The following is a 22,871-nucleotide window of genomic DNA, read 5'->3' on the forward strand; positions in this document are numbered from 1 at the left end:
GTATATGAACAGCAACGGTGTATAAAATTACTGCATGAATACGGCTCGCACAGTTACGCCCGACAACCCCGCGCCGAGCTACCCGCTCGCCGATCTCTGCGTTTTGGCCGACTTGCCGCCCCGCACGGTGCGTTACTACGTGCAGATCGGCCTGGTCGACCGCCCGCAGGGCGAGACCCGGGCGGCCCGTTACGGGAGCAAGCACCTCGAGCAACTGCTGCTGATCAAGAAGTGGACGGCGGCAGGGGTGTCCCTCGAGCGCATCCGCGAGTTGCTGCACGGTGGCCCGCCGCCGGTTCCCGCTCGCGAACGCGCCATCGGCAGCGTGTCGGTGTGCAGCCATCTGGCGGTGGCCGAGGGCGTCGAGGTGGTGATCGATCCGCAGCGGGCCGGGCTGAGTCCCGAGGTGGTGAGGCAGTTCATCCAGGGCGTGATGACTGCCTTCAAGGCGGCGCGGGGTGAAGAAGACGGTGCTTTGCCGGCGGATCGGGCGAACACGAACAAGAACGAACGACAGGCGAGAGAACAATGATGAAGCAGCAATCGGCACGACTCGAGACGCGCGCGGGTGAGGCAATGACCCTCAAGGGCGCCCGCTTTGAAGGCAGCTTGCGCGGCACGCTGTTCGAGGCGAGCCTCGAACAGCGCTTTGCCAACCCGTTCGACCGTCATGTCGAGCTCGTCTACACCTTCCCGCTACCCTGGGCGGCCGTTCTGCTCGGGGTCGAGGTTGAGATCGGCGATCGCCTCCTGTCCGGTGCGGTGGTCGAGAAGAAGCAGGCCGAGCAGGGCTATGAGGATGCAATTGCCGAAGGCAACACTGCCATCCTGCTCGAGCAGAATTTTGATTCCAGCTACACCCTGAATCTGGGCAATCTGGCGCCTGGCGGGTCCTGTGTGGTCCGCCTTCGTTATGCCCAGGTGCTCCAGTTCGAGCAGCATGGCCTGCGCCTGGTGGTGCCCAGCGTGATCGCCCCTCGTTATGGCGATCCGGTCGCCGATGCCGGCTTGAAGCCGCACCAGGTGGTCGAACATGATCTGATGGTGGTGCATCCGTTCGAGCTCAGCCTGCGCATCGAAGGCGCCCTCGCACGGGCCCGAATCGGCTCGCCGAGCCATCCGCTGTCGATGCGCCTCGAAGGTGAGGGCGAGACGACGGCGATGGTCGTGTCGCTTGCGCGCGGTGGCTGTCTCGATCGCGATTTCATCCTCGTGCTCGATGAGGTCGTGCAGGATTCGCTCGCCCTGTGTGCGCAGGACACGGTGCAGTCGGGCGCGGTCACCGTGCTGGCGAGCTTCTGCCCGCGCGTGCCGGCTTCGGTTCATCCGCTCGCGGTAAAGATCCTGGTGGACTGCTCCGGCTCGATGCAGGGCGACAGCATCGCCGCCGCACGTCGCGCGCTGCAGGCCATCGTCGCTGGCCTGCGCGAGGGCGAGCGGTTCTCGCTGTCGCGGTTCGGCAGCACCGTCGAGCACCGCTCGCGCGCGCTTTGGCGCACGAGCCCCGCGACCCGGTTGGCCGGGCACCGCTGGGCGGCACAGTTGCAAGCTGACCTGGGCGGCACCGAGATGGAGAAGGCGCTGGATTCCACGCTGGCCCTGGCCGGAGACGCAGCGGCAAGCCCCGGCGCTGGGGAAGGTGCCACGCCGGTCGATCTGCTGCTCATCACGGACGGACAGATCCACGCCATCGAGCGCACGGTGGCGAAGGCGCGTGCGCTGGGTCACCGGGTGTTCGTGGTCGGTATCGGCAGCGCACCGGCCGAAAGTGTACTGCGCCGCTTGGCCGACGAGACCGGCGGGGCCTGTGACTTCGTCGCACCCGGAGAGGCCGTGGAACCGGCCGTCCTGCGCATGTTTGCGCGCCTGCGCTCGCAGCGCATGGCGTCCTTGGAACTCGCGTGGCCGGCCGGCGCGAAGCCCCTGTGGATGAGCGCGCTACCCGGCTCGGTGTTCGATGGTGACGCGGTGACCGTGTGGGCACGCTTTGCGCAGGTGCCGGACGGGACGGTGCGTCTGGTCGGGACGCGCATGCACGCCGTAGCCCCCGAGTCGCTGGGCGAGGCCTGCCTGACTGCTGCGGAGAATGATTCGGCACTCAGCCGGATGGCCGTTGCCGCGCAGATCGAAACCCTGCTCGCGACCGAGGGCGCCCAATCGCATCAGGCGCTCGAACTGGCCGTCGCGTATCAGCTGGTCAGCCCGCTGACGCATTTCCTGCTCGTCGAGACGCGTGCCGAAGCCGACAAGCCGGCGGACATGCCCGATCTCGTGAAGGTGCCTTCGATGCTGCCTGCCGGCTTTGGCGGCCTCGGCAGTCTCGACTCCTGTGACGAGCTCTGCATGGCGCCGCTCAGCGTCAATGAGGCGCCGGAGCACTATGGCTCACTGGCTTCGGTAAGCGGTGCGTATTTCGACTTCGACAATGCCTTCGATGCGCCCGTGGTGCTGCGCTCGGGTCGGCGTGCGGATCGTGGCGATACGGCCAACAAGGCTGGGACCTATGACATCCCCGCTTTCCTGCGCCGAAGCTCGAACCAGGACGCCGGGCAGCCACCCCGGGACGACCCTCGTTACTGGTGTCTCGAGCCGCATTACACAGGCCTCACTCCCCTTGGCCTGACACAGTGGCTGAGCAGTCACCCGCAGGCCGAATGGCCGCAAGCTTATGCCGAGCTGCGCCGAATCGGTCTCGGTGCGGCGGTGCTCGACTGGCTCGAGTTCGTGCTCGCTGAAGGGGAGGGGGAGGCCCGGGTGGTCGCCTGCTTCGTCCAGGCGATGGCGCAGCGCGATCTGCACGAAGCGCTGCTGTCGGACACCGGCACGCTGGGTCGGCTCAAGGCCTTGGCACAACGCGTGGCCCCGGGCGCGGCGCTGAAGCCCAGGCAGGATGACCAAGCGGCTGCGTCGATCGTCGCTCGCCTGCAGGTGTTTGCAAGCACGCTCCGGGCGGAGAGCTGGCCCGACTGCGTTTTTGATCTTCGGGACGAGACGATGCCGCTTGGTTAGCCAATTGCAGGTGTCACGCATCGACAAGGAATTGCGAGGAACGACCCCATGCCCGTTCGAGCCCGGCCTCAAGGCTCTGACCGAGCGCCACCCGCAACTGCTCAAGGCCTTCGGCAAATTCTCCAAATGGGCGAACCAGATGGGCACGCTCGGAGGCGGCAACCACTTCATCGAGGTCAGCCGACGAGTACGACCAAGTCTGGGTGATGCTGCACTCGGGCAGCCGGGGCATCGGTTACGCCATCGCGACGTACTTCGTCGAGCGCTTTCTCGAGGAGCGGAATGTGGGCGAGGGGCTCACCCCCTGAGCCTGGTGCGCGGTACTGTCGCCGCACCACACCCAGAAGGGAGCAACAGATGCTCCGCGCCATCATCGGAGACATCGTCGGTTCGGTCTACGAGTTCCGTAACCACCGCTCGAAGGTCTTCGAACCCTTCTTTCACCCGAACGCGTTCTATACCGAGGACACCGTGTGCACGGTCGCGGTGGCCGATGCGCTGATCAACGATCGGCATCCAGCGCAGGCGCTCAAGGACTTGGGCCGGTGCTACTGGGACAACGGCGGTTGGGGCCAGCGTTTTGCGATGTGGCTGGCCTCCGATGAACTCGGTCCCTATGGCAGCTTCGGTGGCGTTACAGCGTGAATTCTTCGACGGCGCGCCTGGCTTGCTGCCTTGGCGTGGCTTTCTTGTCCAACATTCTTCAATGGAAAGCAAACAGATCATGAAAGGGCTCGTCATCCGTTCCCCCTGGATCGACCACATTCTGGCGGGTAAGAAAACCTGGGAGATGCGTACGAGGGCAACCAGCATTCGAGGCCGCATTGCACTGATCAAGGCGGGATCCGGTCTCATCCACGGCACGGCGGAGCTCGTCGAATGCCTGCCGCCCCTCGACCTCGAGCAGTTGCGCGCGACGCAGGCATTCCACGCGATACCCGTTTCGGGGATCGAGGACGCGTTCGCCAATCGGTGGACGACGCCGTGGGTTCTGCGCGATGTGCGGTGCCTCGCGCATCCCATTCCATACAGGCATCCGAGCGGCGCGGTGACCTGGGTTGATCTGCCCACGTTTCAGGAGGAACACGGGCGGGCGGATTCGATGTCGCCCGTATCGATCAAGGAGGCGCCTTTGGCCCAGCAGGCTCGAGCGGTGGGCGACCGCATGAGAGCGCAGGATATGGCCGAGGGGCCCTGGGTGGACATTCGCCTGACCGAAGGGAACCTGCGAAACAACCACTTCTACTTGCGCACCGCCGAGTCCTTGTTGCCCAGTGACTGCATCGGCGGGCCGAACAAGAGCGAGTTGGGCAAGGCGATCCGCGTGACCTTCGAGCCGGGGCCATCGATCGAGTGCGACGTCGCTGGGGACAAGATGATTCTGCGGGCACGTGCCCAGGTCCGCGATTTTTTCGAGCGATCGGGTTCCCGTGCGGGTGACACGGTCCGCTTCATGCGGGTTGGCGAACGCGAGTTTCTGGTGAGGCGTGCCGGGGCCGTCTGATTCCTTCGCGGGCATTCCTGCGCGCCTTTCCGGCGATCGCCACGGCGCCAAGTGCCAACGTGAATCCGCCCGGTGATGTCCGCCTTATGCGCTGTAGTGCCGCGCCATCAGCGTGATCTCGTCACGTACCCGTGCCCGCAAGGCATCGGGTGCGAGTACCTCGACGTGGTGGCCATGGCGCAGGATGTCCATGACGAGCTCGGTCGGGTCGGCATAGGGGATGGTGAGCCGGTAGCGGCCTTCCGGATCGAATGCACCGACCTGGTCGGGATGCCACTCCTCGCGCGCCACCCAGCGTGCCGCCGTAGGTGAGAAACGTAGTTCGGCGCGATGAAGCATAGGTCCGCCATAGATGCCGTAGCTGCTTGAAAAGGCAGCGTCGAGGGCCTCTGGCGGCATCTCCATTGTTCGGTCTTCCAGTGTGTCCACCGACTCGATCGCGTCGACCGAAAACCGGCGCAGCGCCTCGCGTCGATGGCACCAGACCTCCAGGTACCAGTTGTTGCGGTAGAAGGTGAGGCGTTGCGGCGAGACGATCCTTGTCGTCCGCTCGTCGCGCTCGCGCGAATAGTGGGTGATGCGAACTTGCCGCCGCTGCAGGAGCGCCCGCGAGAGCTCGCTGAAGTGCTCGGCATCCTTGATTCGGTTGCCGATTCGCGCGAGGTGGATCCGCTGAGCGATCGCTTCGAAGCGCTGGCACTGCTGACCGAGGATGTGCTCCAGCCGGGAGAGAAGCGGGGCAACGTGCGGAGCGAGCAGGCGCGGTTCCAGGTCCGACAGCAGTCGGTGCATGGTCAGTAGCGCGTAGGTCTCGTCGGCGCTGAACCACAAGCCGGGCAGTTCGTAACTCGGGCCCACGCTCGGCTCCGCGAAGCGATAGCCACCGACGTCCCGGTCGTAGATGATCGGCGCGTTGAAGCGGTCCTTCAGGAAGGCGAGATCACGCTTCAGGGTCGCCCAGGAGATCTCCAGTTCATCGAGCAAAGCCTGTCGGGTGACCACCTTCCGGGCGGATAGCAACTGATCGATCTTGTAGAAGCGTTCGCTTCGGTTCATGGCGCATGGGGTAAGGGTAAAGAAGCGGGGCATGCCAAGCGGGCGCAATGCCTTAGCCTCGCGTCGGGCAAGATGAGCCTGGATGCATGAAGAAAGTAAGCTTACGTCAATGGAGGCGTATCATGTGGCTCATCACGCCGATTGGTTTTTTCAGTATCGTCCAGAAGCCTGGCGACAAGCGGAATGGCACCCTGACCGTGCGTTCCCGGGTGCGCAACGACCTGGCCGCCCTCAAGCAACGCTACCTTCCCGGCCTCGGGCCGATCCAGGAAGGTCACGATACCGACTACCGCTTCCGGGCGATCGCACCCCGCGCCGAGGTGTCTGCCGCGATGGCCCGGATGGCCGACAAGCTGGACTACGGCAATTTCAAGTCGGAGGTCGCCAAAAAGCAGGGGACGAAGCGCGCCAGCCTGTATCACCAGGTCTGGGAGCTCTTGTACCGACTCCAGACAGACCCGAGCTTTTCTGAGAATGAGCCCACGGCGGACAGCTATGGCGGCGTGGTCGTCAGTGGCGGGCAGAGAGTCCTGTTGCGCGAGCCGACCAAGCACCACGGTGGATATGCGTGGACCTTTGCCAAGACCGAAGCCAGGCCTGGCGAGTCGGCGCGCGATGCCGCCATTCGCGCAGTGCGCGAGAAGGCCGGCTACGAGGCCGAAATCCGCATCGGCATTCCTGGCGTGTTCAAGGGTTCGTCCTCGAGCACCTGCTACTACGTGATGGATGCCAGGCATCCCCCGGCGAAGCCGAACTGGCAGACGGCTGGTTTGCGTTGGGTGAGGTTCGACGAGGCGCGAGATCTGATTCGTGAGTCACCGAACGTCGACGGTCGAGATCGGGACCTGGCCATTCTGGACGCGGCTGAGCAGGCGGCCGGGATGATCGCCTGCAAGGAGCACCCGAACGTCCAGCCGGAAGACTGGAAGGACCTCAAGGCCATGCCCGAACGCCACACCGTGCTCTACCCGAAACTGTGGTTCGACCCGGACGAAATGGCGAGGATCCGGCGCGGATTCTTCCCTACGGTCATGGAGGAGAAGTGGTTCCTCTACTTCACCGGCGACCGGCTGCGCATGCACCGGAGCTGGACCGGCATCCTGATCTACGACGTGGGATTTGCCTTCGATCACAAGGGCGGCGCCTATGTGACCGACGTGGTCGTGAACCGGGAGCCGAGGGAGTACAACAACACCGATGACGATGAAGACGTGAAAGCACTGGAGGAGATGATCCGGTACTACCTGCTCGAGCCCTTGGATGAGCCTGAGGTGGATGGGTTCGTCAAGGCGATGACCCTGGCAATGCAGCCGAAATATCTCGGGTCGCCGGAGGTCGTGACTGCACTGGTCAAGGAAGTGTTCGATGTCGCCATTCGCGCCATCGCCGATGAGGCGACGGAGGACGACTTTGTCCACGTGGTGGGAAAGGTCGTCTCAGCACTCACGGATGATGATGCCGGCTACACCCGCATGCCGGGATGGCACAGCACCGAGCAGATGGGCCGCTACATCAAGAAGTACCTGACCGGCAGCGACGAGGGTGATGACCTGGCCGAGATCATCAGCGATGGCATGTATGCCTTGCTTGGCAAGCTGTTGGCAATGCTGCACGCCTTCCTGCAGGACCCTGCCGCCAACTGGGAGAAGGATGCGCTGGTTCAACTCAACGCGCTCCACCAGTTCGTGGTGACGGTCCTGCTGGGCACCAATACGGTGTTGTCTGGTGCAAAGACCTTGAGCGACTTCGATTGGGTACCGGTTGCCACCGGAACGCAGGGCAAGGAGGTCATCGTCGAGGTGGGGTCCGAAGGCGGTTCGCTGACGCTGTACGGCATTCAGTCGGCCGGCGGCTGGCAGTTCCGAGCAGAAACCAATGAAGCGGCGTTGCTCGACGACGAGGATATGCCCGATTCGCCCGAACGCCCCTGGGCGGAAACGTGGCGCAGCGCCCTCAAGCAGCTCGATGCATACCCATGGACGCAGCTACGCGCCGTGACGGTGCATCCCGAGTTTTGCGATCGGGTCTTCAAGGCGTTGAAGACCCGCGAGAAAAAAGGCCTCGCGGTCGATTGGGGGCAGTGGGGCAATGTGTTGAACGTGCTTGTTGGCAACTGATGATGCAAGGGAGCATGCGGGCAAAAACGCGCATCGAGGATTCGAAGCTATCCGTCTTCGCCGGTAGAAGGTAAGCCCCCGGGGGAAAAGAGCTTCTTCTTTTTCCCCGCCGCTTTCTGTGGAGGACGACGGGGCGCCGCTCAGGCGCCATCCTGCTCCCACGTCACCTCGCTCGTGCTCCTGCGCATGACGACCCGGCCATGGCGGATCGAGAGCTCCGCATGCGCCTGCGTGCGCAACACCTCGTAGTCGCTCTCGGCCGACAGCAGCACCAGGTTGGCCGGGCGTCCGACCTCGATGCCGTAGCCCTCGCCGAGACTCATTGCCCTCGCGCTGTGATCGGTGACGAAGTCCAGCGCGTGCTGGAGGTCCTCGTAGCCGAGCATGTGGCAGATGTGGAGTCCGGCGTCGAGCACGCGCAGGATGTTGCCGTTGCCGAGCGGATACCAGGGGTCGACGATCGAGTCCTGTGCGAAGCACACGTTCAGGCCGGCGCGGTCGAGCTCCGGCACGCGCGTCAGGCCGCGGCGTTTGGGGTAGGTGTCGAAGCGCCCCTGCAGGTGGATGCTTTCGGTCGGGCAGCTTACGAAGCTCAGCGCGGCCTGCTTGAGCACCCGGAAGAGCTTGGAGCAGTAGGCGTTGTCGTACGAGCCCATGGCCGTGGTGTGGCTGGCGGTGACGCGCGGACCCAAGCCCTTCACCCGGGTGATCTCGGCCAGAACCTCGAGAAAGCGGGACTGGGGGTCGTCGGTTTCGTCGCAGTGCACATCGACGAGGCGGTCGTGGCGTTCGGCCAGATCCATCAGGAAGTGCAGGGACGACACGCCCTGGTCGCGCGTGTTCTCGAAGTGCGGAATGCCGCCCACCACGTCCGCGCCCATCGCCACCGCCTCCGTCATCAGTGCGCGCCCGTTGGCGAAGGACTCGATCCCCTCCTGCGGGAAGGCGACGATCTGCAGGTCCACCAGCGCGCGCGCCTCGTCGCGCACTTCCAGCATGGCCTGGAGCGTGCCGAGGCCGGGCTCGGTGACGTCGACATGGGTGCGTACGTGCTGGATGCCGTGCGCGGCCAGCATGCGAATGGTGCGATGCGCACGCGACTTGGTGTCGTCCCGGGTGACCAGTGCCTTGCGTTCGGTCCAGTGTTCGATGCCTTCGAACAGGGTGCCGCTCAGGTTCCAGTGTGGCTCGCCGGCCGTGAGGGCGGCGTCGAGGTGAATGTGCGGCTCGACCAGCGGAGGGATGAGCAGCTTGCCGTGGGCGTCGAGCGCCTCGCTGTCTGGCAGGGGCGGCGGGACGAGAGCGGCCTGGGGTTCGATCGCGCTGAAGGCGTCGTCGGCCCAGCGCACCGTGAAGAGTCCGTCGCGTCCCCGCAGGCGAGCATTGACGATGTGGTCCATTCAGGTTCCTCGCGCTCGCGTCGATGGTGAGTGATGCGGCTTATCCTGCCTGCTTCTTGATCCGGTAGGTGAGCTGCGGCCGGGTCATGCCGAGAAGGCGGGCGGCGGCGGCGAGGTTGCCGTTCGCCTGTTCCACCGCACGATTCAGCAGGCGCTGCTCGAAGTCCTCGAGCGAGACGCCCGAGGCCAGCACCGCGGACGCCAGGTCCTGTGCGGGCTTGTGCGCCTCCTTCAGTTCCCCGTCGGCGCTGAGTGCATGCTCCTGGGCCGGCTCGACGAGGGCGCCCATGAACAGGTGCTCGACTTCGATCAGGCCGTTCTGCGGCGCAAGGATCACGCCGCGCTCGAGCACGTTCTCCAGCTCGCGCACGTTGCCCGGCCAGGGATGGAGCTTGAGCGCGTGCATGGCCTTGTCGCTGATGCCCGCGATGCGCTTGCCGTGCAGGGTCTCGAAGCGGCGGACCATGGCGTCGACGAGGGCGGGGATGTCGCCGGTGCGCTCGCGCAGCGGCGGAATCGTCACCGGATACACGTTGAGGCGGTAGAACAGGTCGCGCCGGAAGGTGCTGGCATTGACGGCCTTCTGCAGGTCGACGTTGGTGGCGGCGACGAGGCGGACATTGACCTTGCGCGTGCGTTCGTCGCCGAGGCGCTCGATCTCGCCTTCCTGCAGCACGCGCAGCAGTTTCGCCTGCGCCGGCAGCGGCAGCTCGCCGACTTCGTCGAGGAAAAGCGTACCGCCGTGAGCGCGCTCGAACTTGCCCGCCCGCGACGCATGCGCGCCGGTGAAGGCGCCGCGTTCGACGCCGAAGAGCTCGGATTCGATCAGCTCGTCGGGCAGCGCCGCGCAGTTGACGGCGACGAAGGGGGCGTCCTTGCGTGCGCTCGTCTCGTGCAGCGTGCGCGCGAAGCGCTCCTTGCCGACGCCGGTCTCGCCGAGCAGCAGGACCGAGACGTTGGTCGCCGCGGCGCGGCCGATCAGGTCGTAGGCGTGGAGGAAGGCGGCGGAGTTGCCGATGAGGTCGGGCGTCCGCCGCGGGCTGGCGATCGTGTGGCGCATGGCCTCGATCTCGTCGCGCAGTTCGAGCAGACGGCCGACGATGGAGTCGGCCTCGAAGTACGGCGTGAGCTCGGCCGCGTCGGGCCAGTCCTCGGCCGGCCTGCCGACGATGCGGCAGTGGTCGCGGCCCATCGCGGCGCATTCGACTTCCTTGAACAGGATGAAGCGTCCCATGAAGGCGCTGGTGTAGCCCGAGGCGTAGCCGATCATCATCCAGCACACCGGGTGGTCAACTTCGCCGAAGGCCTGCACATGCGCCTCGGCCTCCCAGGCGTTGTGCCACAGGAACTCGCCATAGAAGCCGTTGCCCGGTCCGCCGAATTCGAGGCGCACCGGCTCGACCCGTGCGCAGCCCTCCAGCATGTGCAGCTGCGGGCCGACCACGAAGGCATCGGCCGGATCGGATGCGCGACGGGTCTTGCGCGCCAGCTCGGCGTCGCGCATGCCGGAGGCGAAGCCCATGCGGGTGAGGATGCGACGGGCCTGCTGCTGGCCGACGGAGGCGATCAGTTCCTTGCGCAGCTCGGACATGGCGCCGGCGTGCAGGAGCAGCATGCGGTGCTCTCCCAGCCAGATGTGCCCGTCCTCGGCGGCAAAGCGCAGCAGGCTGCGCAGGTCCGCGCTCTCCGGGTATTGAATTGTGGGCAAGGGGCTCCTCCAGATTCATTTCGCGTCCGCTCTGCGGCGGGTCGTTTCCCAGCTCGAGCGCCAAGCTTAGCCGAGCAGGCTGCGCTTTTGGGGGGTGGGGCAGGGCGATCATAGAGAAAATCTCGAGAAAAATAAACGATTGGCACAATTCTTGTACTGAATCCAGGAAATCGTCGGCAAGGCGCATCAAATGCTGATCGAGGACAACCATATCGATGGAGGAGCGTGTACGGATGGGACAGAAATTTGCGGTGACGATCGAGGACAGCGGCGAGCGGATCGCATGCGCCGACAGCGACAACGTGCTGCGCGCAGAGCACGATCCCGGGCGCTGAGCGCTCGGTCCGACCGGGCATGAAACGGGCCGGAGGATGTAGATCCCCGGCCCGTTCCACATTCGGCGGCCGTTTGCTGCAGGGCAATAAATGGAATGAATCAAATGATCATCAGAATGCATCGGTTGATCATTTGGTGAAGTGGCGGATGCCATCCCGTCCCGGGTCAAATCTCGAGACCGCGCGGAAATACTGGAGGTGAAGGCCGTTCTGCGAGATTGGCACGGAATTTGTTATTAGCTCCTCGACGGCTAGACCGTGTTGATCAAACCGAAGGAGGGTAGGACATGAAGCATGCAGCGCCTGCGATCGACCTCAGTCGAAAGTTCGTGCGCCTGACCGAGCGCAGGCCCGACGGATTCGTGGAGTTCGAGTTCGCCATCGGCGACCCCGAGCTCTACGCCGAGATGCTGCTTCCGGCGGCGGCCTACGAGTCGTTTTGTCAGGTCAACGACGTCACTTTCCTCGGACCCCGGGAGGAGGGGCCGGTGGAGGAAGGCGCCGAGGACTTCAACTGGAACCTGCATCAAGCCACGCACCAGCGCTTCCGCTGAGCGTGACCACATAACCAAGAGGAGGAGCGTCCATGCAGATCGATCTGCGCACCGTCACCATCAAGCCCTTGCGGCACACCTTCGACAACATCGCCCGCCGCATCGGGGCGGACAAGCCTGCGTCCCGCTACCAGGAAGGCACGCTGGACATGCAGCAGACGGCGAACTTCCACTACCGGCCGACCTGGGATCCCGAGCACGACATCTACGACGCCTCGCGCACCGCGATCAAGATGGCCGACTGGTACGCGTTCAAGGATCCGCGCCAGTTCTACTACGGGGCCTACACCCTGGCGCGCGCCAAGCAGCAGGACACCGCTGAGGCCAACTTCGACTTCGTCGAGAACCGCGGCCTGGCGGCGACGCTGCCGGAGTCGGTGCGCGACACCGTGCTCCAGCTGCTGCTGCCGCTGCGTCACGTGGCCTGGGGTTCGAACATGAACAACGCCAGCGTCTGTGCCTACAGCTACGGCACCGGCTTCTCGCAGCCGCACATCTACCAGGCGATGGACCAGCTCGGCATCGCCCAGTACCTCACCCGTGTCGGCCTGCTGCTCGGTGACGTCGAGTCGCTGGACGAGGCCAAGCGCGCGTGGATGGAAGACGACACCTGGCAGGGCCTGCGCCGCTACGTCGAGGATTCCTTCGTGATCAAGGATCCGGTCGAGCTCTTCGTGGCGCAGAACGTCGCCCTCGATGGCCTGCTCTATCCGCTGGTGTATGAAACCATCATCGACGACGTGCTGTCGTCGAAGGGCGGCACCGCGGTGGCGATGCTCACCCAGTTCATGACCGACTGGTTCGCCGAGACCAGGAAGTGGGTCGACGCCACGGTCAAGATCGCGGCCGCCGAATCGGCCGAGAACAAGGAGGTCATGGCCGGCTGGCTGAGCCAGTGGCGCGATCGTTCGGCCGCGGCCCTGCTCCCGGTGGCGCGCATCGCCCTGGGTGATCGTACCGACGAGGTGATGGCCGAAGTCGTCCAGCAATTCAACGCGCGCATGGCCAAGGCCGGCGTCGCCATCTGAGGAGGCTTCCACATGTCGACCGTATTCCTTGCGTTGCAGACCAACGAAGACACCCGCCCGATCATCGAGGCGATCCTGCAGGACAACCCTTCGGCGGTGGTGGATGAGCAGCCCGCGATGGTGAAGATCAACGCCGACGGCCGCCTGGTCGTCCGCCGCGAAACCATCGAGGAGCTCATCGGCCGCGACTACGACCTGCAGGAGCTGCAGGTCAACATGATCACGATGTCGGGCAACCTCGATCAGACCGACGACGAAATCACCCTGTTCTGGAAATCCTGAGACCCCGAGGAGACAACACAATGGACATGCAAGTAGCCAAGAAGAAGCTCGGCCTCAAAGAGCGCTATGCGGTGATGACCCGTGGCCTGGACTGGACCCCGTCCTACCAGAAGATGGAGGACATCTATCCGTACATCGCCTACGAAGGGATCAAGATCCACGACTGGGACAAGTGGGAGGATCCCTTCCGCCTGACCATGGACGCCTACTGGAAATACCAGGCCGAGAAGGAGCGCAAGCTGTACGCGATCATCGACGCCTTCAACCAGAACAACGGCCACCTCAACGTCACCGACGCGCGCTACGTCAACACGGTCAAGCTCTTCATCAGCGGCATCAGCCCGCTCGAGTACGTCGCCCACCGCGGCTTCGCCCACGCCGGCCGTGCCTTCCCCGGCCCGGGCCCGCGCGTCGCCTGCCTGATGCAGTCGCTCGACGAGATCCGCCATGCCCAGACCCAGGTGCACGCGATCTCGAACTACAACAAGTACTACAACGGCATGCACGACTTCCACCACATGCACGACCGCGTGTGGTTCCTGTCGGTGCCGAAGTCCTTCTTCGACGACGCCATCACCGCCGGCCCCTTCGAGTTCATGGTCTCGATCGGCTTCTCGTTCGAGTACGTGCTGACCAACCTGCTGTTCGTGCCCTTCGTCTCGGGCGCGGCCTACAACGGCGACATGGGCACGATGACCTTCGGCTTCTCGGCGCAGTCCGACGAGGCCCGCCACATGACGCTGGGCCTGGAGGTGATCAAGTTCATCCTCGAGCAGGACCCGGCCAACGTGCCGATCGTGCAGCGCTGGATCGACAAGTGGACCTGGCGCGGCTATCGCGTGCTGACCCTGGTGGCGATGATGATGGACTACATGCTGCCCAAGCGCACGATGAGCTGGAAGGAGGCCTGGGAGGTGTACTTCGAGGAGAACGGCGGTGCGCTGTTCAAGGACCTCGCCCGCTACGGCATCACCATGCCCAAGTGCGCCGAGCAGATCGCCCTCGAGAAGGACCACCTGTCGCACCAGGCCTGGAGCACCTTCTACAACTACGCCGCCGCCGCCAACTTCCACACCTGGATGCCGGACGAGGACGAGATGGCGTGGCTGTCGAGCAAGTACCCCGAGAGCTTCGACAAGCACTACCGTCCGCGCTACGAGTTCTGGCGCGAGCAGGCCGCCAAGGGCAACCGCTTCTACAACAAGACGCTGCCCATGCTGTGCCAGACCTGCCAGATCCCGATGCTGTTCACCGAGCCGGGCGATCCGACCAAGATCTGCTACCGCGAGGTCGACTACAAGGGCGACAAGTACCACTTCTGCTCGGATCACTGCAAAGAGATCTTCGAGCACGAGCCGGAGAAGTACGTCCAGGCCTGGCTGCCGGTGCACCAGATCTACCAGGGCAACTGCTTCCCCGAGGGCACCGACCCGACGGTGGAGGGCTTCGACCCGCTGGCCGCCGTGCTGAAGTACTACAACCTCGAGCACGGTCGCGACAACCTCGACTTCGACATTTCCGAGGACAAGAAGAACTTCGCCGAATGGCGCGGCCAGGCGACGAAGAACATCTGAGCCAGCGGTGCCGCGGGCCGGCCCCGGCCCGCGGCCGACGACAAGACACCAGGAGACACGACATGGCTGTAGCCGCCATTTCCAAGTACGAATTCGCCCCCGCCGACACCCAGGACAAGTTCCACGGCGCTCGACTGCTCTACATCGGCTGGGAAGATCATCTGCTGTTCTGCGCGCCCTTCGCCTTCCCGTTCCCGCCGACGATGCGCTTCGGCGACGTGGTCGCCGGGCCGATGCAGGCCGCCTTCGGCTACCACCCCGACTTCGCGCAGATCGACTGGGCGAAGGCCGAGTGGTTCAAGTCGGGCAAGCCCTTCGCGCCCGACTTCGACAAGTCGCTGGCCGAGAACGGACTGAAGCACAAGGACGTGATCCGCTTCCGCACCCCCGGCCTCGACGGCATCAAGGGCTCGTGCAGCTGATCCAGTGCAAGGGTGGCGGTCCGCGCCTGCGGCCCGCCACCTCCGCACGACGGACAACGGACAGAACGGAAACGCATCATGACTTATGAACTGACGATTGAACCGATCGGCCAGACCATCGAGGTCGAGGACGGCCAGACCATCCTCGATGCCGCCCTGCGCGCCGGGGTGTGGCTGCCCCACGCCTGCTGCCACGGCCTGTGTGCGACCTGCAAGGTGCAGGTGGTGGACGGCGAGGTGGATCACGGCGAGGCCTCGAGCTTCGCGCTGATGGATTTCGAGCGCGACGAGGGCAAGACCCTGGCGTGCTGTGCGCGGCTGGAGTCGGACGTGACGATCGAGGCCGAGATCGAGGAGGAGCCCGATGCCGAGTCGATTCCGGTGCGCGACTTCCCCGGCACCGTGACCCGCATCGAGGCGCTGACGCCGACGATCAAGGCGGTCTTCATCGAGACCGACGAGCCGATGCACTTCCAGGCCGGGCAGTACGTCAATTTCTTCCTCGAGGGCGGCGAGTACAGCCGGGCCTTCTCGCTGGCCAATCCGCCCTCGACCGGGCGCGAAGTGGAACTCAACATCCGCATCGTCCCCGGCGGGCGCGGCACCACCTGGATCCACGAGCAGCTCGAGGTCGGCGAGCGCGTGCGCCTGTCCGGTCCCTACGGCCGCTTCTTCGTGCGCAAGTCGGCGCCCGAGGCCCTGCTGTTCATGGCCGGTGGCTCGGGGCTGTCGAGTCCGCGCTCGATGATCCTCGACCTGCTCGAGGCGGGAGACACGCGGCCGATGACCCTGGTGTACGGCCAGCGCCACCGTGGCGAGCTGTACTACCACGACGAGTTCCTGGCGCTGGCCGAGCGTTACCCCAACTTCACCTATGTGCCGGCGCTGTCCGACGAGCCGGCGGATTCGGGCTGGACGGGGTTCCGCGGCTACGTGCATGACGCGGCAGCGGCGCACTTCAACGGCGATTTCCGCGGCCACAAGGCCTACCTGTGCGGCCCGCCGCTGATGATCGATGCCTGCATCACCACGCTCATGCAGGGGCGCCTCTTCGAGCGCGACATCTACATGGAGAAGTTCTTCTCCGCGGCCGATGTCCAGCAGGTCCGCAGTCCGCTGTTCAAGAGAATTTGACTTATATCAACAAATCTCGAGATTGCGGCATTGAAGGGCCGGGATCCCGATAGAGTTCGATCGCTTTACCGTTTCATTTTTCCAACCTACCCGAACCGGAAGATACCGACCGGGTTCTGCAGGAGGAGCATTCACATGGCTATGACTGGCGTACTGCGTCCGGGACACATCTCGATGCGTGTCCTTGACCTCGAAGAGGGCATCAACTTCTACAAGAACGTTCTGGGTCTGGTCGAGACCGGCCGTGACGGCCAGGGCCGGGTCTATTTCAAGGCCTGGGACGAGCGCGAGCACAACAGCGTGCTGATCCGCCAGGCGGACACCGCGGGCGTCGATTTCTTCGCGTTCAAGGTGGCCGACAAGGCCACGCTCGACAAACTGGACGGCGACCTGCAGGCCTTCGGCGTCAAGACCGAGCGCATCCCCGCCGGCGAGATGCTCGAGACCGGCGAGCGCGTGCGTTTCGAAGTGCCCTCGGGCCACCTGATCGAGCTCTACGCCGAGAAGACCGACGTCGGCAACGGGCAGTCCTACGTCAACCCGGATCCCTGGGTCCCGGACGCCGAGCGCGGCATCGCGCCGACGCGCATGGACCACTGCCTGCTGTACGGCCCGGACATCGAGAAGGTGCAGGAGATCTTCGAGAAGGTGCTCGGCTTCTACCTCGTCGAGCACGTAGTCATGGAAGACGGCAAGACCGACCTGGCGATCTGGCTGTCGTGCTCCACCAAGGCCCACGACATCGCCTTCGTGCGCCATCCCGAGCCGGGCAAGCTGCACCACATCTCGTTCAAGCTCGACAGCTGGGAAAAGGTGCTGCGTGCGGCCGACATCATGTCGATGAACCGCATCTCGATCGACATCGGCCCCACCCGCCACGGCATCACCCGCGGCACGACCATCTACGCCTTCGATCCGTCGGGCAACCGCTTCGAGACCTTCTGCGGCGGCTACGACACCTATCCGGATTACAAGGCGGTCAAGTGGACCTGGGACGAGGTCGGCGCCGGCATCTTCTACCACGACCGCAAGCTCAACGAGCGCTTCCTGAGCGTGGTGTCCTGAGTGGCTGACCCGTCGCGGCCGCATCCCGGCCGCGACGGTGGCTGCCCGGAAAGGCCCGGGCGCGCGGTCAGCGCCTGGCCTGGGCGGCGAAGAAGTCCGTCGGCATGTGGCGGACCGATTCGAGCGTGCGCAGGATGTGTTCGGCGAGGATAGCGGTGGCGCGATCGGCGTCGCGGGCCATGGTCGCGTCGAACAGGGCCTCGTGCTCGGCATGAACGTCGCGCGGGATCGGCCGGCGGAACAGGCTGATGCGACGGTAGCGCTCGGACTGCTGGTACAGGATGTTCTGGAAGTGACGGATCCAGCGCGACGGACTGGCGGCGATCAGCGCATCGTGGAAGGCGCGGTTGCGTTTCTCCCAGTCTTCCGCAGCGGTGTGGGCGTAATCCTCCTGGTCGCCGAGCTTCTGTTCGGCGCGCGACAGGCGGTGGAAGGCGGCGACGATGCCGGCTTCCCAGTCCTCGCCGCCGAGGGCGATCGACTGCCGCAGGGCTTCGGTCTCGAGCAGGATGCGGGTGCGGGTGATGTCCTCGAAGTCCTCGATCGAGATCGGGGCGACGCGAAACCCGCGCTGGCCCTGCGCGACGACGAGCGCATCGGTGACCAGCAGCAGCAGCGCCTCGCGCAGGGTGCCGGCGCCGACGTCGTACTGGTCCTTGAGGTGCTCCACGCGCAGCTTCTCGCCGGGCGGGTGAACGCCCTCGATGATGTCGCGGCGCAGGCGCTGATAGGCGCCCTCCACGAGCGTCTTGGGCTCGACGGTTTCGCGGGGCGGGGCAAGGACGGTTTCGCTCATGATGGCGTGCGGATAACTTTGGTGGTGATGAGGAATTCTAGCTGAGCGGCGAATAAAACGCTTTAGATAAAAATCTCGAGAAAACGTATTGACGTCGATAAAGAGCTGATTTACCTTCGTCTTGTTGCCGCTAGCGGCGCCGTATTACAGGAGTTCGTGACATGAAAGTTGCCGTGCCCCAATCCACCGTCGCCTGGGAAGCCGCCCACGCCGCCGTCGAGGCAGCGGTCAGGCAGGCCGAGTCCCTGGGCGTCCGCATCAACGTGGCGGTGGCCGATGCGGCCGGCAACCTGGTCGCCTTCCTGCGCATGCCCGGCGCGTTCCCGCAGTCGATCTCGATCGCGATCGACAAGGCTTACACCGCGGGTGGCTTCGGCTTTCCGACCGGCAAGTGGATGGATGTGTGCGCCGGCAACGAGGGCATGAAGCTGGGGTTTTCGGCCCAGCCGCGCCTGATCGTGTTCGGTGGCGGCCTGCCGATCCGCGTCGGTGGCGAGCTCGTGGGTGGCATCGGCGTCTCGGGCGCCTCTGAAGAACAGGACGGCATCTGTGCGCGAGCAGGCCTGCTCGCGATCGGAGCCGATGACGTCGAGGGCTGAGCCCCTCGCACAGCTGAAACCTGTCGATTGCAGTCGTGCGGCGGTCCGCCCCTCTCCCTCTCCCCGGACCGCCGCGCGACCTGCATTCACCGGAATGATTCAAGACCAAAGGAAGGAAGTCAGGCATGAACAAGATCAAATGCGCGCTGATCGGCCCCGGCAACATCGGCACCGACCTGCTGTACAAGTTGAAGCGTAGCCCGGTGCTCGAGCCGGTGTGGATGGTCGGCATCGACGCCAGCTCGGAAGGCCTGGCGCGTGCCCGCGAGCTGGGCCTCAAGACCACCGCCGAGGGCGTCGACGGCCTGCTGCCGCATGTCAAGGCCGACGGCGTGCAGATCGCCTTCGATGCCACCTCGGCCTACGTCCATGCCGAGAACAGCCGCAAGCTCAATGAACTGGGCGTGCTGATGATCGACCTCACCCCCGCGGCCATCGGCCCCTTCTGCGTGCCGCCGGTGAACCTCGTCGAGCACGTCGGCAAGGGCGAGATGAACGTCAACATGGTCACCTGCGGCGGCCAGGCCACGATCCCGATGGTCGCTGCGGTCTCGCGCGTGCAGCCGGTGGCCTACGGCGAGATCGTCGCCACCGTGTCCTCCAAGAGTGCCGGCCCGGGCACGCGCAAGAACATCGACGAATTCACCCGCACCACCGCCGGCGCGGTCGAGAAGGTGGGCGGTGCGAAGAAGGGCAAGGCCATCATCATCCTCAACCCGGCCGAGCCCCCGCTGATCATGCGCGACACGGTGCACTGCCTCACCGAGACCGAGCCCGACCAGGCGGCGATCACCGAATCGATCCACGCCATGATCAAGGAAGTGCAGAAGTACGTGCCCGGCTATCGGCTCGTGAACGGTCCCGTGTTCGACGGCAACCGCGTCTCGGTCTTCCTGGAAGTCGAAGGCCTGGGCGATTACCTGCCCAAGTACGCCGGCAACCTCGACATCATGACCGCGGCCGGTGCGCGCACCGCCGAGATGTTCGCCGAGGAGATCCTCGCCGGGCGCCTGAAACTCGAATCCAACCGCGCCACGATGGTGGCCTGAGCGGCGACCAGACGAAGGAGATGAACATGGAACTTCGCGGCAAGAAGATCACCGTCCACGACATGACCCTGCGGGACGGCATGCACCCCAAGCGCCACCTGATGACGCTCGAGCAGATGAAGACCATCGCCTGCGGCCTGGACGAGGCGGGCGTGCCGCTGATCGAGGTCACCCACGGCGACGGGCTGGGCGGCAGCTCGGTGAACTACGGCTTCCCGGCGCACAGCGACGAGGAATACCTCGGCACCGTGATCCCGCTGATGAAGCAGGCCAAGGTCTCGGCGCTGCTGCTGCCGGGCATCGGCACCGTCGATCACCTGAAGATGGCGCACGAGCTGGGCGTGTCCACCATCCGTGTGGCCACCCACTGCACCGAGGCGGACGTCTCCGAGCAGCACATCGGCATGGCGCGCAAGCTCGGCATGGACACCGTGGGCTTCCTGATGATGGCGCACATGAACAGCCCCGAAGGCCTGGTCAAGCAGGCCAGGCTGATGGAGAGCTACGGCGCCAACTGCATCTACGTCACCGACTCGGCCGGCCACCTGCTGCCCGACACCGTCAAGGCGCGCCTGGCGGCGGTGCGCGAGGCCCTGAAACCCGAGACCGAGCTCGGCTTCCACGGCCACCACAACCTGGCGATGGGCGTGGCCAACAGCCTCGCCGCGCTCGAAGTCGGTGCCACCCGCATCGACGCGGCGGCCGCGGGCCTCGGCGCCGGCGCGGGCAACACGCCGCTGGAAGTCTTCATCGCGGTGTGCGACCTGATGGGCATCGAGACCGGCGTGGATGTGTTCAAGATCCAGGACGTGGCCGAAGACCTGGTCGTGCCGATCATGGACTTCCCGATCCGCATCGACCGCGACGCGCTCACGCTGGGCTACGCCGGCGTGTATGGCTCCTTCCTGCTGTTCGCCAAGCGTGCCGAGAAGAAGTACGGCGTGCCCGCGCGCGAGATCCTGGTCGAGATGGGCCGCCGCGGCATGGTCGGCGGCCAGGAAGACATGATCGAGGATACGGCGCTCAATCTGGCCCGCGCGAAGGGGCTGGCCGCCTGATTGTGATCCGCGCCCCCGCTGGCCGATGCCGCGGGGGCGTGGCACATCTGGGCCGTGAACAACACAGCGGCGTCGTGCGATCGGGCAGGGCGCCAACTTATCGATGACAGGGAGGAGCAGAACATGCCGCTGGCAGAAATCACCATGATCGAGGGCCGTACCGAAGACCAGAAGCGCGCCGTGATCGAGAAGGTCACCCAGGCGCTGGTCGAGGCCGTGGGCGCGCCGGTCCAGACCGTGCGGGTCGTCATCCGCGAGGTGCCGAGTACCAACTGGGGCATCGGCGGCGTGCCGGCCAAGGACCTGGGGCGCTGAGGCGCCTGCGGTCGACAGTCGTATCGAGCGGCCCGCCAGAGGCCGCCGACGGAAGAACAGCAGCCGCTTCAAAACACGATCAACGAGGAGGAGTCATGAGCTTGGAAATTCGCAAACTCGCAGGCGCGGTCGCGCTTGCAGCACTGAGCATCGGCAGCGCGCAGGCCAAGGAAGGCGGCGACCAGTACCCCAACGGCGCCGAGACCTGGCTGGGCGGCGCCGTGCCGCCCCCGGGCAACTACTTCATCAACTATTTCGGCTATTACGGGGGCGACCTCGTCGATGGCAATGGCAAGAAGGCTCCGGCCGGCGAGGTCGACGCCTGGTTCAACGCCTTCCGCTTCGTGCAGACCACTGAGCACAAGATCCTCGGCGGCAACTGGGGCTGGCACGTGATCGTGCCGGTGGTGCACCAGAAGGTCGATCTGGGCGGCGCGAAGTCGGTCAATGGCCTCGGTGACATCACCGTCAACCCCTTCATCGTCTCCTGGCATCAGAAGAACTGGCACTGGGCGATCGGTCTCGACGTCAACCTGCCGACCGGGCGCTACAAGGAAGGCGATGCGCGGCAGAGCATCGGCGCCAACTACTGGAGCTTCGAGCCGCTGTTCGCCTTCACCTACATGGGCGACACCGGCTGGGAGGTCTCGGCCAAGTTCATGTACAACATCAAGACCGAGAACAGCGATTTTCGGCAGGTCCCTGGCGGGCCCAAGATGGATTACCAGTCCGGTGACGAGTTCCACTTCGACTATCTCGTCGGCAAGCGCTTCGGCCCCTGGGGTGTCGGCCTGTCCGGCTACTACCTGAAGCAGACGACGGACGACGAGATCGACGGTCGGACCGTCGAAGCTTTCGACGGCTTCTGGTCCGAGGGGCGCAAGGGTCAGGTGTTCGCGGTCGGCCCGACGGTCAGCTATACGACCAAGTCGGGCGTGCACTTCACCGCCCAGTGGAACCACGAGACCAAGGCCGAGAACCGCTTCGAAGGCGACAAGTTCATCCTCAAGCTGATCATGCCGCTGTAAGGCTTGGCGCCGTCAGGCGTACTCAGGCCATGCTCGGGACCCCGGTTCGACGCATCAGGCGGCCGGGGTCTTCGTTTTTCCGGGCAGGCATGCGTTTCCGGATAAACGCAGCGAACCCGGCGCTGCAAATAATTGATAAAAATCTCGAGATTTTTAGGTTAGAGTGTCGGTCATGCGTGATGGAGCTCAACTTGGCTTCGTCGACGTGTTCCCACAGGAGACCCACCGATGAATGCACCCACCGCATCAAGCCCCGCCCGCATCACCCGCATCGCCCGCCGCCGCGCGCGCCCCGGGCGCGAGGCCGAGTACGAAGTCATGCTGCGCGAGATGCTCGCCAGCATGCGCAAGCACAAGGGCTTCCAGGGCGGCGACATGATTCCGCCCGAGACGCCGGGTGAGGAGTATCAGCTGGTGGTGCGCTTCGCCTCCGAGGCCGAGCTGCAGGCCTGGGACATGAGCGAGGACCGCCTCGAACTGCTCGAGCGCATGAAGGAAGTGGCCGAAGGCGAGCCCGAGTTCCGCAAGCTGAGCGGGCTCGAGGCCTGGTTCGAGCCGGCGGTGGTGCCTGCCAGCATGCATCCGCCGCGCGCGCGGATGGCGCTGGTGACCTGGCTGGGGATCTTCCCGACGGTGTCCTTCTTCCTGTGGTTCGTCGCGCCCTGGCTGCAGCCCATCCCCTTCCTGCCGCGCACGGCGCTGCTGACCGCGCTGATCGTGATCACGATGACCTGGGTGGTGATGCCGCGCCTGACGCGCTTGCTGCGCGGTTTCCTGAACCCGGGCCACAAGCACTGAGTTGCCGCGATACGCGTCGCAGCGCCCCGCGTGGCGGGGT

Annotated in this window: 24 protein-coding genes; 19 read left to right on the top strand and 5 right to left on the bottom strand. The window is 65.1% G+C overall.

Annotated features, from left to right (window positions below; all coding sequences use genetic code 11):
• Positions 1–34: 34 nt before the first annotated feature.
• Together CKCBHOJB_RS07630 and CKCBHOJB_RS07635 are read left to right on the top strand one after the other, a co-directional pair.
• A complete protein-coding gene (locus CKCBHOJB_RS07630) occupies positions 35–532 on the top strand; it encodes a helix-turn-helix domain-containing protein (protein WP_281051376.1) in 498 nt (165 codons plus the stop codon).
• Positions 529–3,009 carry a VIT and VWA domain-containing protein gene (locus CKCBHOJB_RS07635; RefSeq protein ID WP_281051377.1) on the top strand — a complete coding sequence of 827 codons (2,481 nt, stop codon included), beginning with the start codon at positions 529–531 and terminating at the stop codon, positions 3,007–3,009. Before CKCBHOJB_RS07630 ends, CKCBHOJB_RS07635 begins: the two co-directional genes overlap by 4 nt.
• A gap of 13 nt (positions 3,010–3,022) precedes the next feature.
• On the opposite strand, the gene CKCBHOJB_RS07640 is transcribed toward CKCBHOJB_RS07635, so the two are convergent.
• The gene (locus CKCBHOJB_RS07640) at positions 3,023–3,241 is read right to left on the bottom strand and encodes a hypothetical protein (protein WP_281051378.1); all 219 of its coding nucleotides are present in this window, start codon (positions 3,239–3,241) and stop codon (positions 3,023–3,025) included.
• Here CKCBHOJB_RS07640 and CKCBHOJB_RS17975 point away from each other — a divergent pair.
• The 3 genes from CKCBHOJB_RS17975 (at position 3,216) to CKCBHOJB_RS07650 (ending at position 4,513) form a co-directional block, all read left to right on the top strand.
• Entirely contained in the window at positions 3,216–3,317 is a 102-nt protein-coding gene (locus tag CKCBHOJB_RS17975) for a hypothetical protein (RefSeq protein WP_348634867.1), read from the top strand. The genes CKCBHOJB_RS07640 and CKCBHOJB_RS17975 overlap by 26 nt on opposite strands.
• A gap of 49 nt (positions 3,318–3,366) precedes the next feature.
• The gene (locus CKCBHOJB_RS07645; RefSeq protein WP_281051379.1) at positions 3,367–3,654 is read left to right on the top strand and encodes a hypothetical protein; all 288 of its coding nucleotides are present in this window, start codon (positions 3,367–3,369) and stop codon (positions 3,652–3,654) included.
• A gap of 61 nt (positions 3,655–3,715) precedes the next feature.
• Entirely contained in the window at positions 3,716–4,513 is a 798-nt protein-coding gene (locus CKCBHOJB_RS07650) for an ASCH domain-containing protein (RefSeq protein WP_281051380.1), read from the top strand.
• 84 nt (positions 4,514–4,597) lie between these two features.
• Here CKCBHOJB_RS07650 and CKCBHOJB_RS07655 read toward each other — a convergent pair whose 3' ends face one another.
• Positions 4,598–5,569: a YafY family protein gene (locus CKCBHOJB_RS07655; protein ID WP_281051381.1), complete on the bottom strand. Its 972-nt coding sequence runs from the start codon at positions 5,567–5,569 to the stop codon at positions 4,598–4,600.
• A 122-nt stretch (positions 5,570–5,691) separates the two neighbouring features.
• Between CKCBHOJB_RS07655 and CKCBHOJB_RS07660 the strand changes: the two genes are divergently transcribed.
• Entirely contained in the window at positions 5,692–7,686 is a 1,995-nt protein-coding gene (locus CKCBHOJB_RS07660; RefSeq protein ID WP_281051382.1) for an NUDIX domain-containing protein, read from the top strand.
• A gap of 140 nt (positions 7,687–7,826) precedes the next feature.
• Here CKCBHOJB_RS07660 and codA read toward each other — a convergent pair whose 3' ends face one another.
• The gene (gene codA, locus CKCBHOJB_RS07665; protein ID WP_281051383.1) at positions 7,827–9,086 is read right to left on the bottom strand and encodes a cytosine deaminase; all 1,260 of its coding nucleotides are present in this window, start codon (positions 9,084–9,086) and stop codon (positions 7,827–7,829) included.
• Positions 9,087–9,126: 40 nt separating this feature from the next.
• Positions 9,127–10,794, bottom strand: a complete 1,668-nt coding sequence (locus CKCBHOJB_RS07670; RefSeq protein WP_281051384.1) for a sigma-54-dependent Fis family transcriptional regulator — start codon at positions 10,792–10,794, stop codon at positions 9,127–9,129.
• Positions 10,795–11,416: 622 nt separating this feature from the next.
• Here CKCBHOJB_RS07670 and CKCBHOJB_RS07675 point away from each other — a divergent pair.
• The 7 genes from CKCBHOJB_RS07675 (at position 11,417) to CKCBHOJB_RS07705 (ending at position 17,188) form a co-directional block, all read left to right on the top strand.
• Positions 11,417–11,683 carry a phenol hydroxylase subunit gene (locus tag CKCBHOJB_RS07675; RefSeq protein WP_281051385.1) on the top strand — a complete coding sequence of 89 codons (267 nt, stop codon included), beginning with the start codon at positions 11,417–11,419 and terminating at the stop codon, positions 11,681–11,683.
• A gap of 32 nt (positions 11,684–11,715) precedes the next feature.
• A complete protein-coding gene (locus CKCBHOJB_RS07680; RefSeq protein WP_281051386.1) occupies positions 11,716–12,711 on the top strand; it encodes an aromatic/alkene monooxygenase hydroxylase subunit beta in 996 nt (331 codons plus the stop codon).
• 12 nt (positions 12,712–12,723) lie between these two features.
• The gene (locus CKCBHOJB_RS07685; protein WP_281051387.1) at positions 12,724–12,993 is read left to right on the top strand and encodes an MmoB/DmpM family protein; all 270 of its coding nucleotides are present in this window, start codon (positions 12,724–12,726) and stop codon (positions 12,991–12,993) included.
• A 20-nt stretch (positions 12,994–13,013) separates the two neighbouring features.
• Positions 13,014–14,567, top strand: coding sequence for an aromatic/alkene/methane monooxygenase hydroxylase/oxygenase subunit alpha (locus CKCBHOJB_RS07690; RefSeq protein WP_281051388.1), 1,554 nt, complete (start codon positions 13,014–13,016; stop codon positions 14,565–14,567).
• Positions 14,568–14,629: 62 nt separating this feature from the next.
• Entirely contained in the window at positions 14,630–14,989 is a 360-nt protein-coding gene (locus CKCBHOJB_RS07695; protein WP_281051389.1) for a phenol hydroxylase subunit P4, read from the top strand.
• A gap of 78 nt (positions 14,990–15,067) precedes the next feature.
• Positions 15,068–16,123, top strand: coding sequence for a phenol 2-monooxygenase domain-containing protein (locus CKCBHOJB_RS07700; protein ID WP_281051390.1), 1,056 nt, complete (start codon positions 15,068–15,070; stop codon positions 16,121–16,123).
• A gap of 135 nt (positions 16,124–16,258) precedes the next feature.
• Complete coding sequence (locus tag CKCBHOJB_RS07705) at positions 16,259–17,188, top strand: catechol 2,3-dioxygenase (RefSeq protein WP_281051391.1); 930 nt, start codon at positions 16,259–16,261, stop codon at positions 17,186–17,188.
• Between the two features lie 67 nt (positions 17,189–17,255).
• Here the strand turns inward: CKCBHOJB_RS07705 and CKCBHOJB_RS07710 are convergent, their stop codons facing one another.
• Positions 17,256–17,984, bottom strand: coding sequence for an FCD domain-containing protein (locus CKCBHOJB_RS07710; RefSeq protein ID WP_281051392.1), 729 nt, complete (start codon positions 17,982–17,984; stop codon positions 17,256–17,258).
• A gap of 161 nt (positions 17,985–18,145) precedes the next feature.
• Here CKCBHOJB_RS07710 and CKCBHOJB_RS07715 point away from each other — a divergent pair, with 161 nt between their 5' ends.
• From CKCBHOJB_RS07715 to CKCBHOJB_RS07740, 6 genes are all read left to right on the top strand, one after another.
• A complete protein-coding gene (locus CKCBHOJB_RS07715) occupies positions 18,146–18,583 on the top strand; it encodes a heme-binding protein (RefSeq protein WP_281051393.1) in 438 nt (145 codons plus the stop codon).
• Positions 18,584–18,708: 125 nt separating this feature from the next.
• Positions 18,709–19,632 (top strand): acetaldehyde dehydrogenase (acetylating), encoded by a 924-nt coding sequence (locus CKCBHOJB_RS07720; protein WP_281051394.1) that lies wholly within the window; start codon positions 18,709–18,711, stop codon positions 19,630–19,632.
• Positions 19,633–19,658: 26 nt separating this feature from the next.
• A complete protein-coding gene (gene dmpG, locus CKCBHOJB_RS07725; RefSeq protein WP_281051395.1) occupies positions 19,659–20,690 on the top strand; it encodes a 4-hydroxy-2-oxovalerate aldolase in 1,032 nt (343 codons plus the stop codon).
• 123 nt (positions 20,691–20,813) lie between these two features.
• Positions 20,814–21,005 (top strand): 2-hydroxymuconate tautomerase, encoded by a 192-nt coding sequence (locus CKCBHOJB_RS07730; RefSeq protein WP_281051396.1) that lies wholly within the window; start codon positions 20,814–20,816, stop codon positions 21,003–21,005.
• A gap of 101 nt (positions 21,006–21,106) precedes the next feature.
• The gene (locus CKCBHOJB_RS07735; protein ID WP_281051653.1) at positions 21,107–22,033 is read left to right on the top strand and encodes a transporter; all 927 of its coding nucleotides are present in this window, start codon (positions 21,107–21,109) and stop codon (positions 22,031–22,033) included.
• Positions 22,034–22,261: 228 nt separating this feature from the next.
• Positions 22,262–22,831, top strand: a complete 570-nt coding sequence (locus CKCBHOJB_RS07740; protein WP_281051397.1) for an antibiotic biosynthesis monooxygenase — start codon at positions 22,262–22,264, stop codon at positions 22,829–22,831.
• Positions 22,832–22,871 lie beyond the last annotated feature (40 nt).

The organism is Thauera sp. GDN1 (assembly GCF_029223545.1).
Lineage (GTDB): Bacteria > Pseudomonadota > Gammaproteobacteria > Burkholderiales > Rhodocyclaceae > Thauera.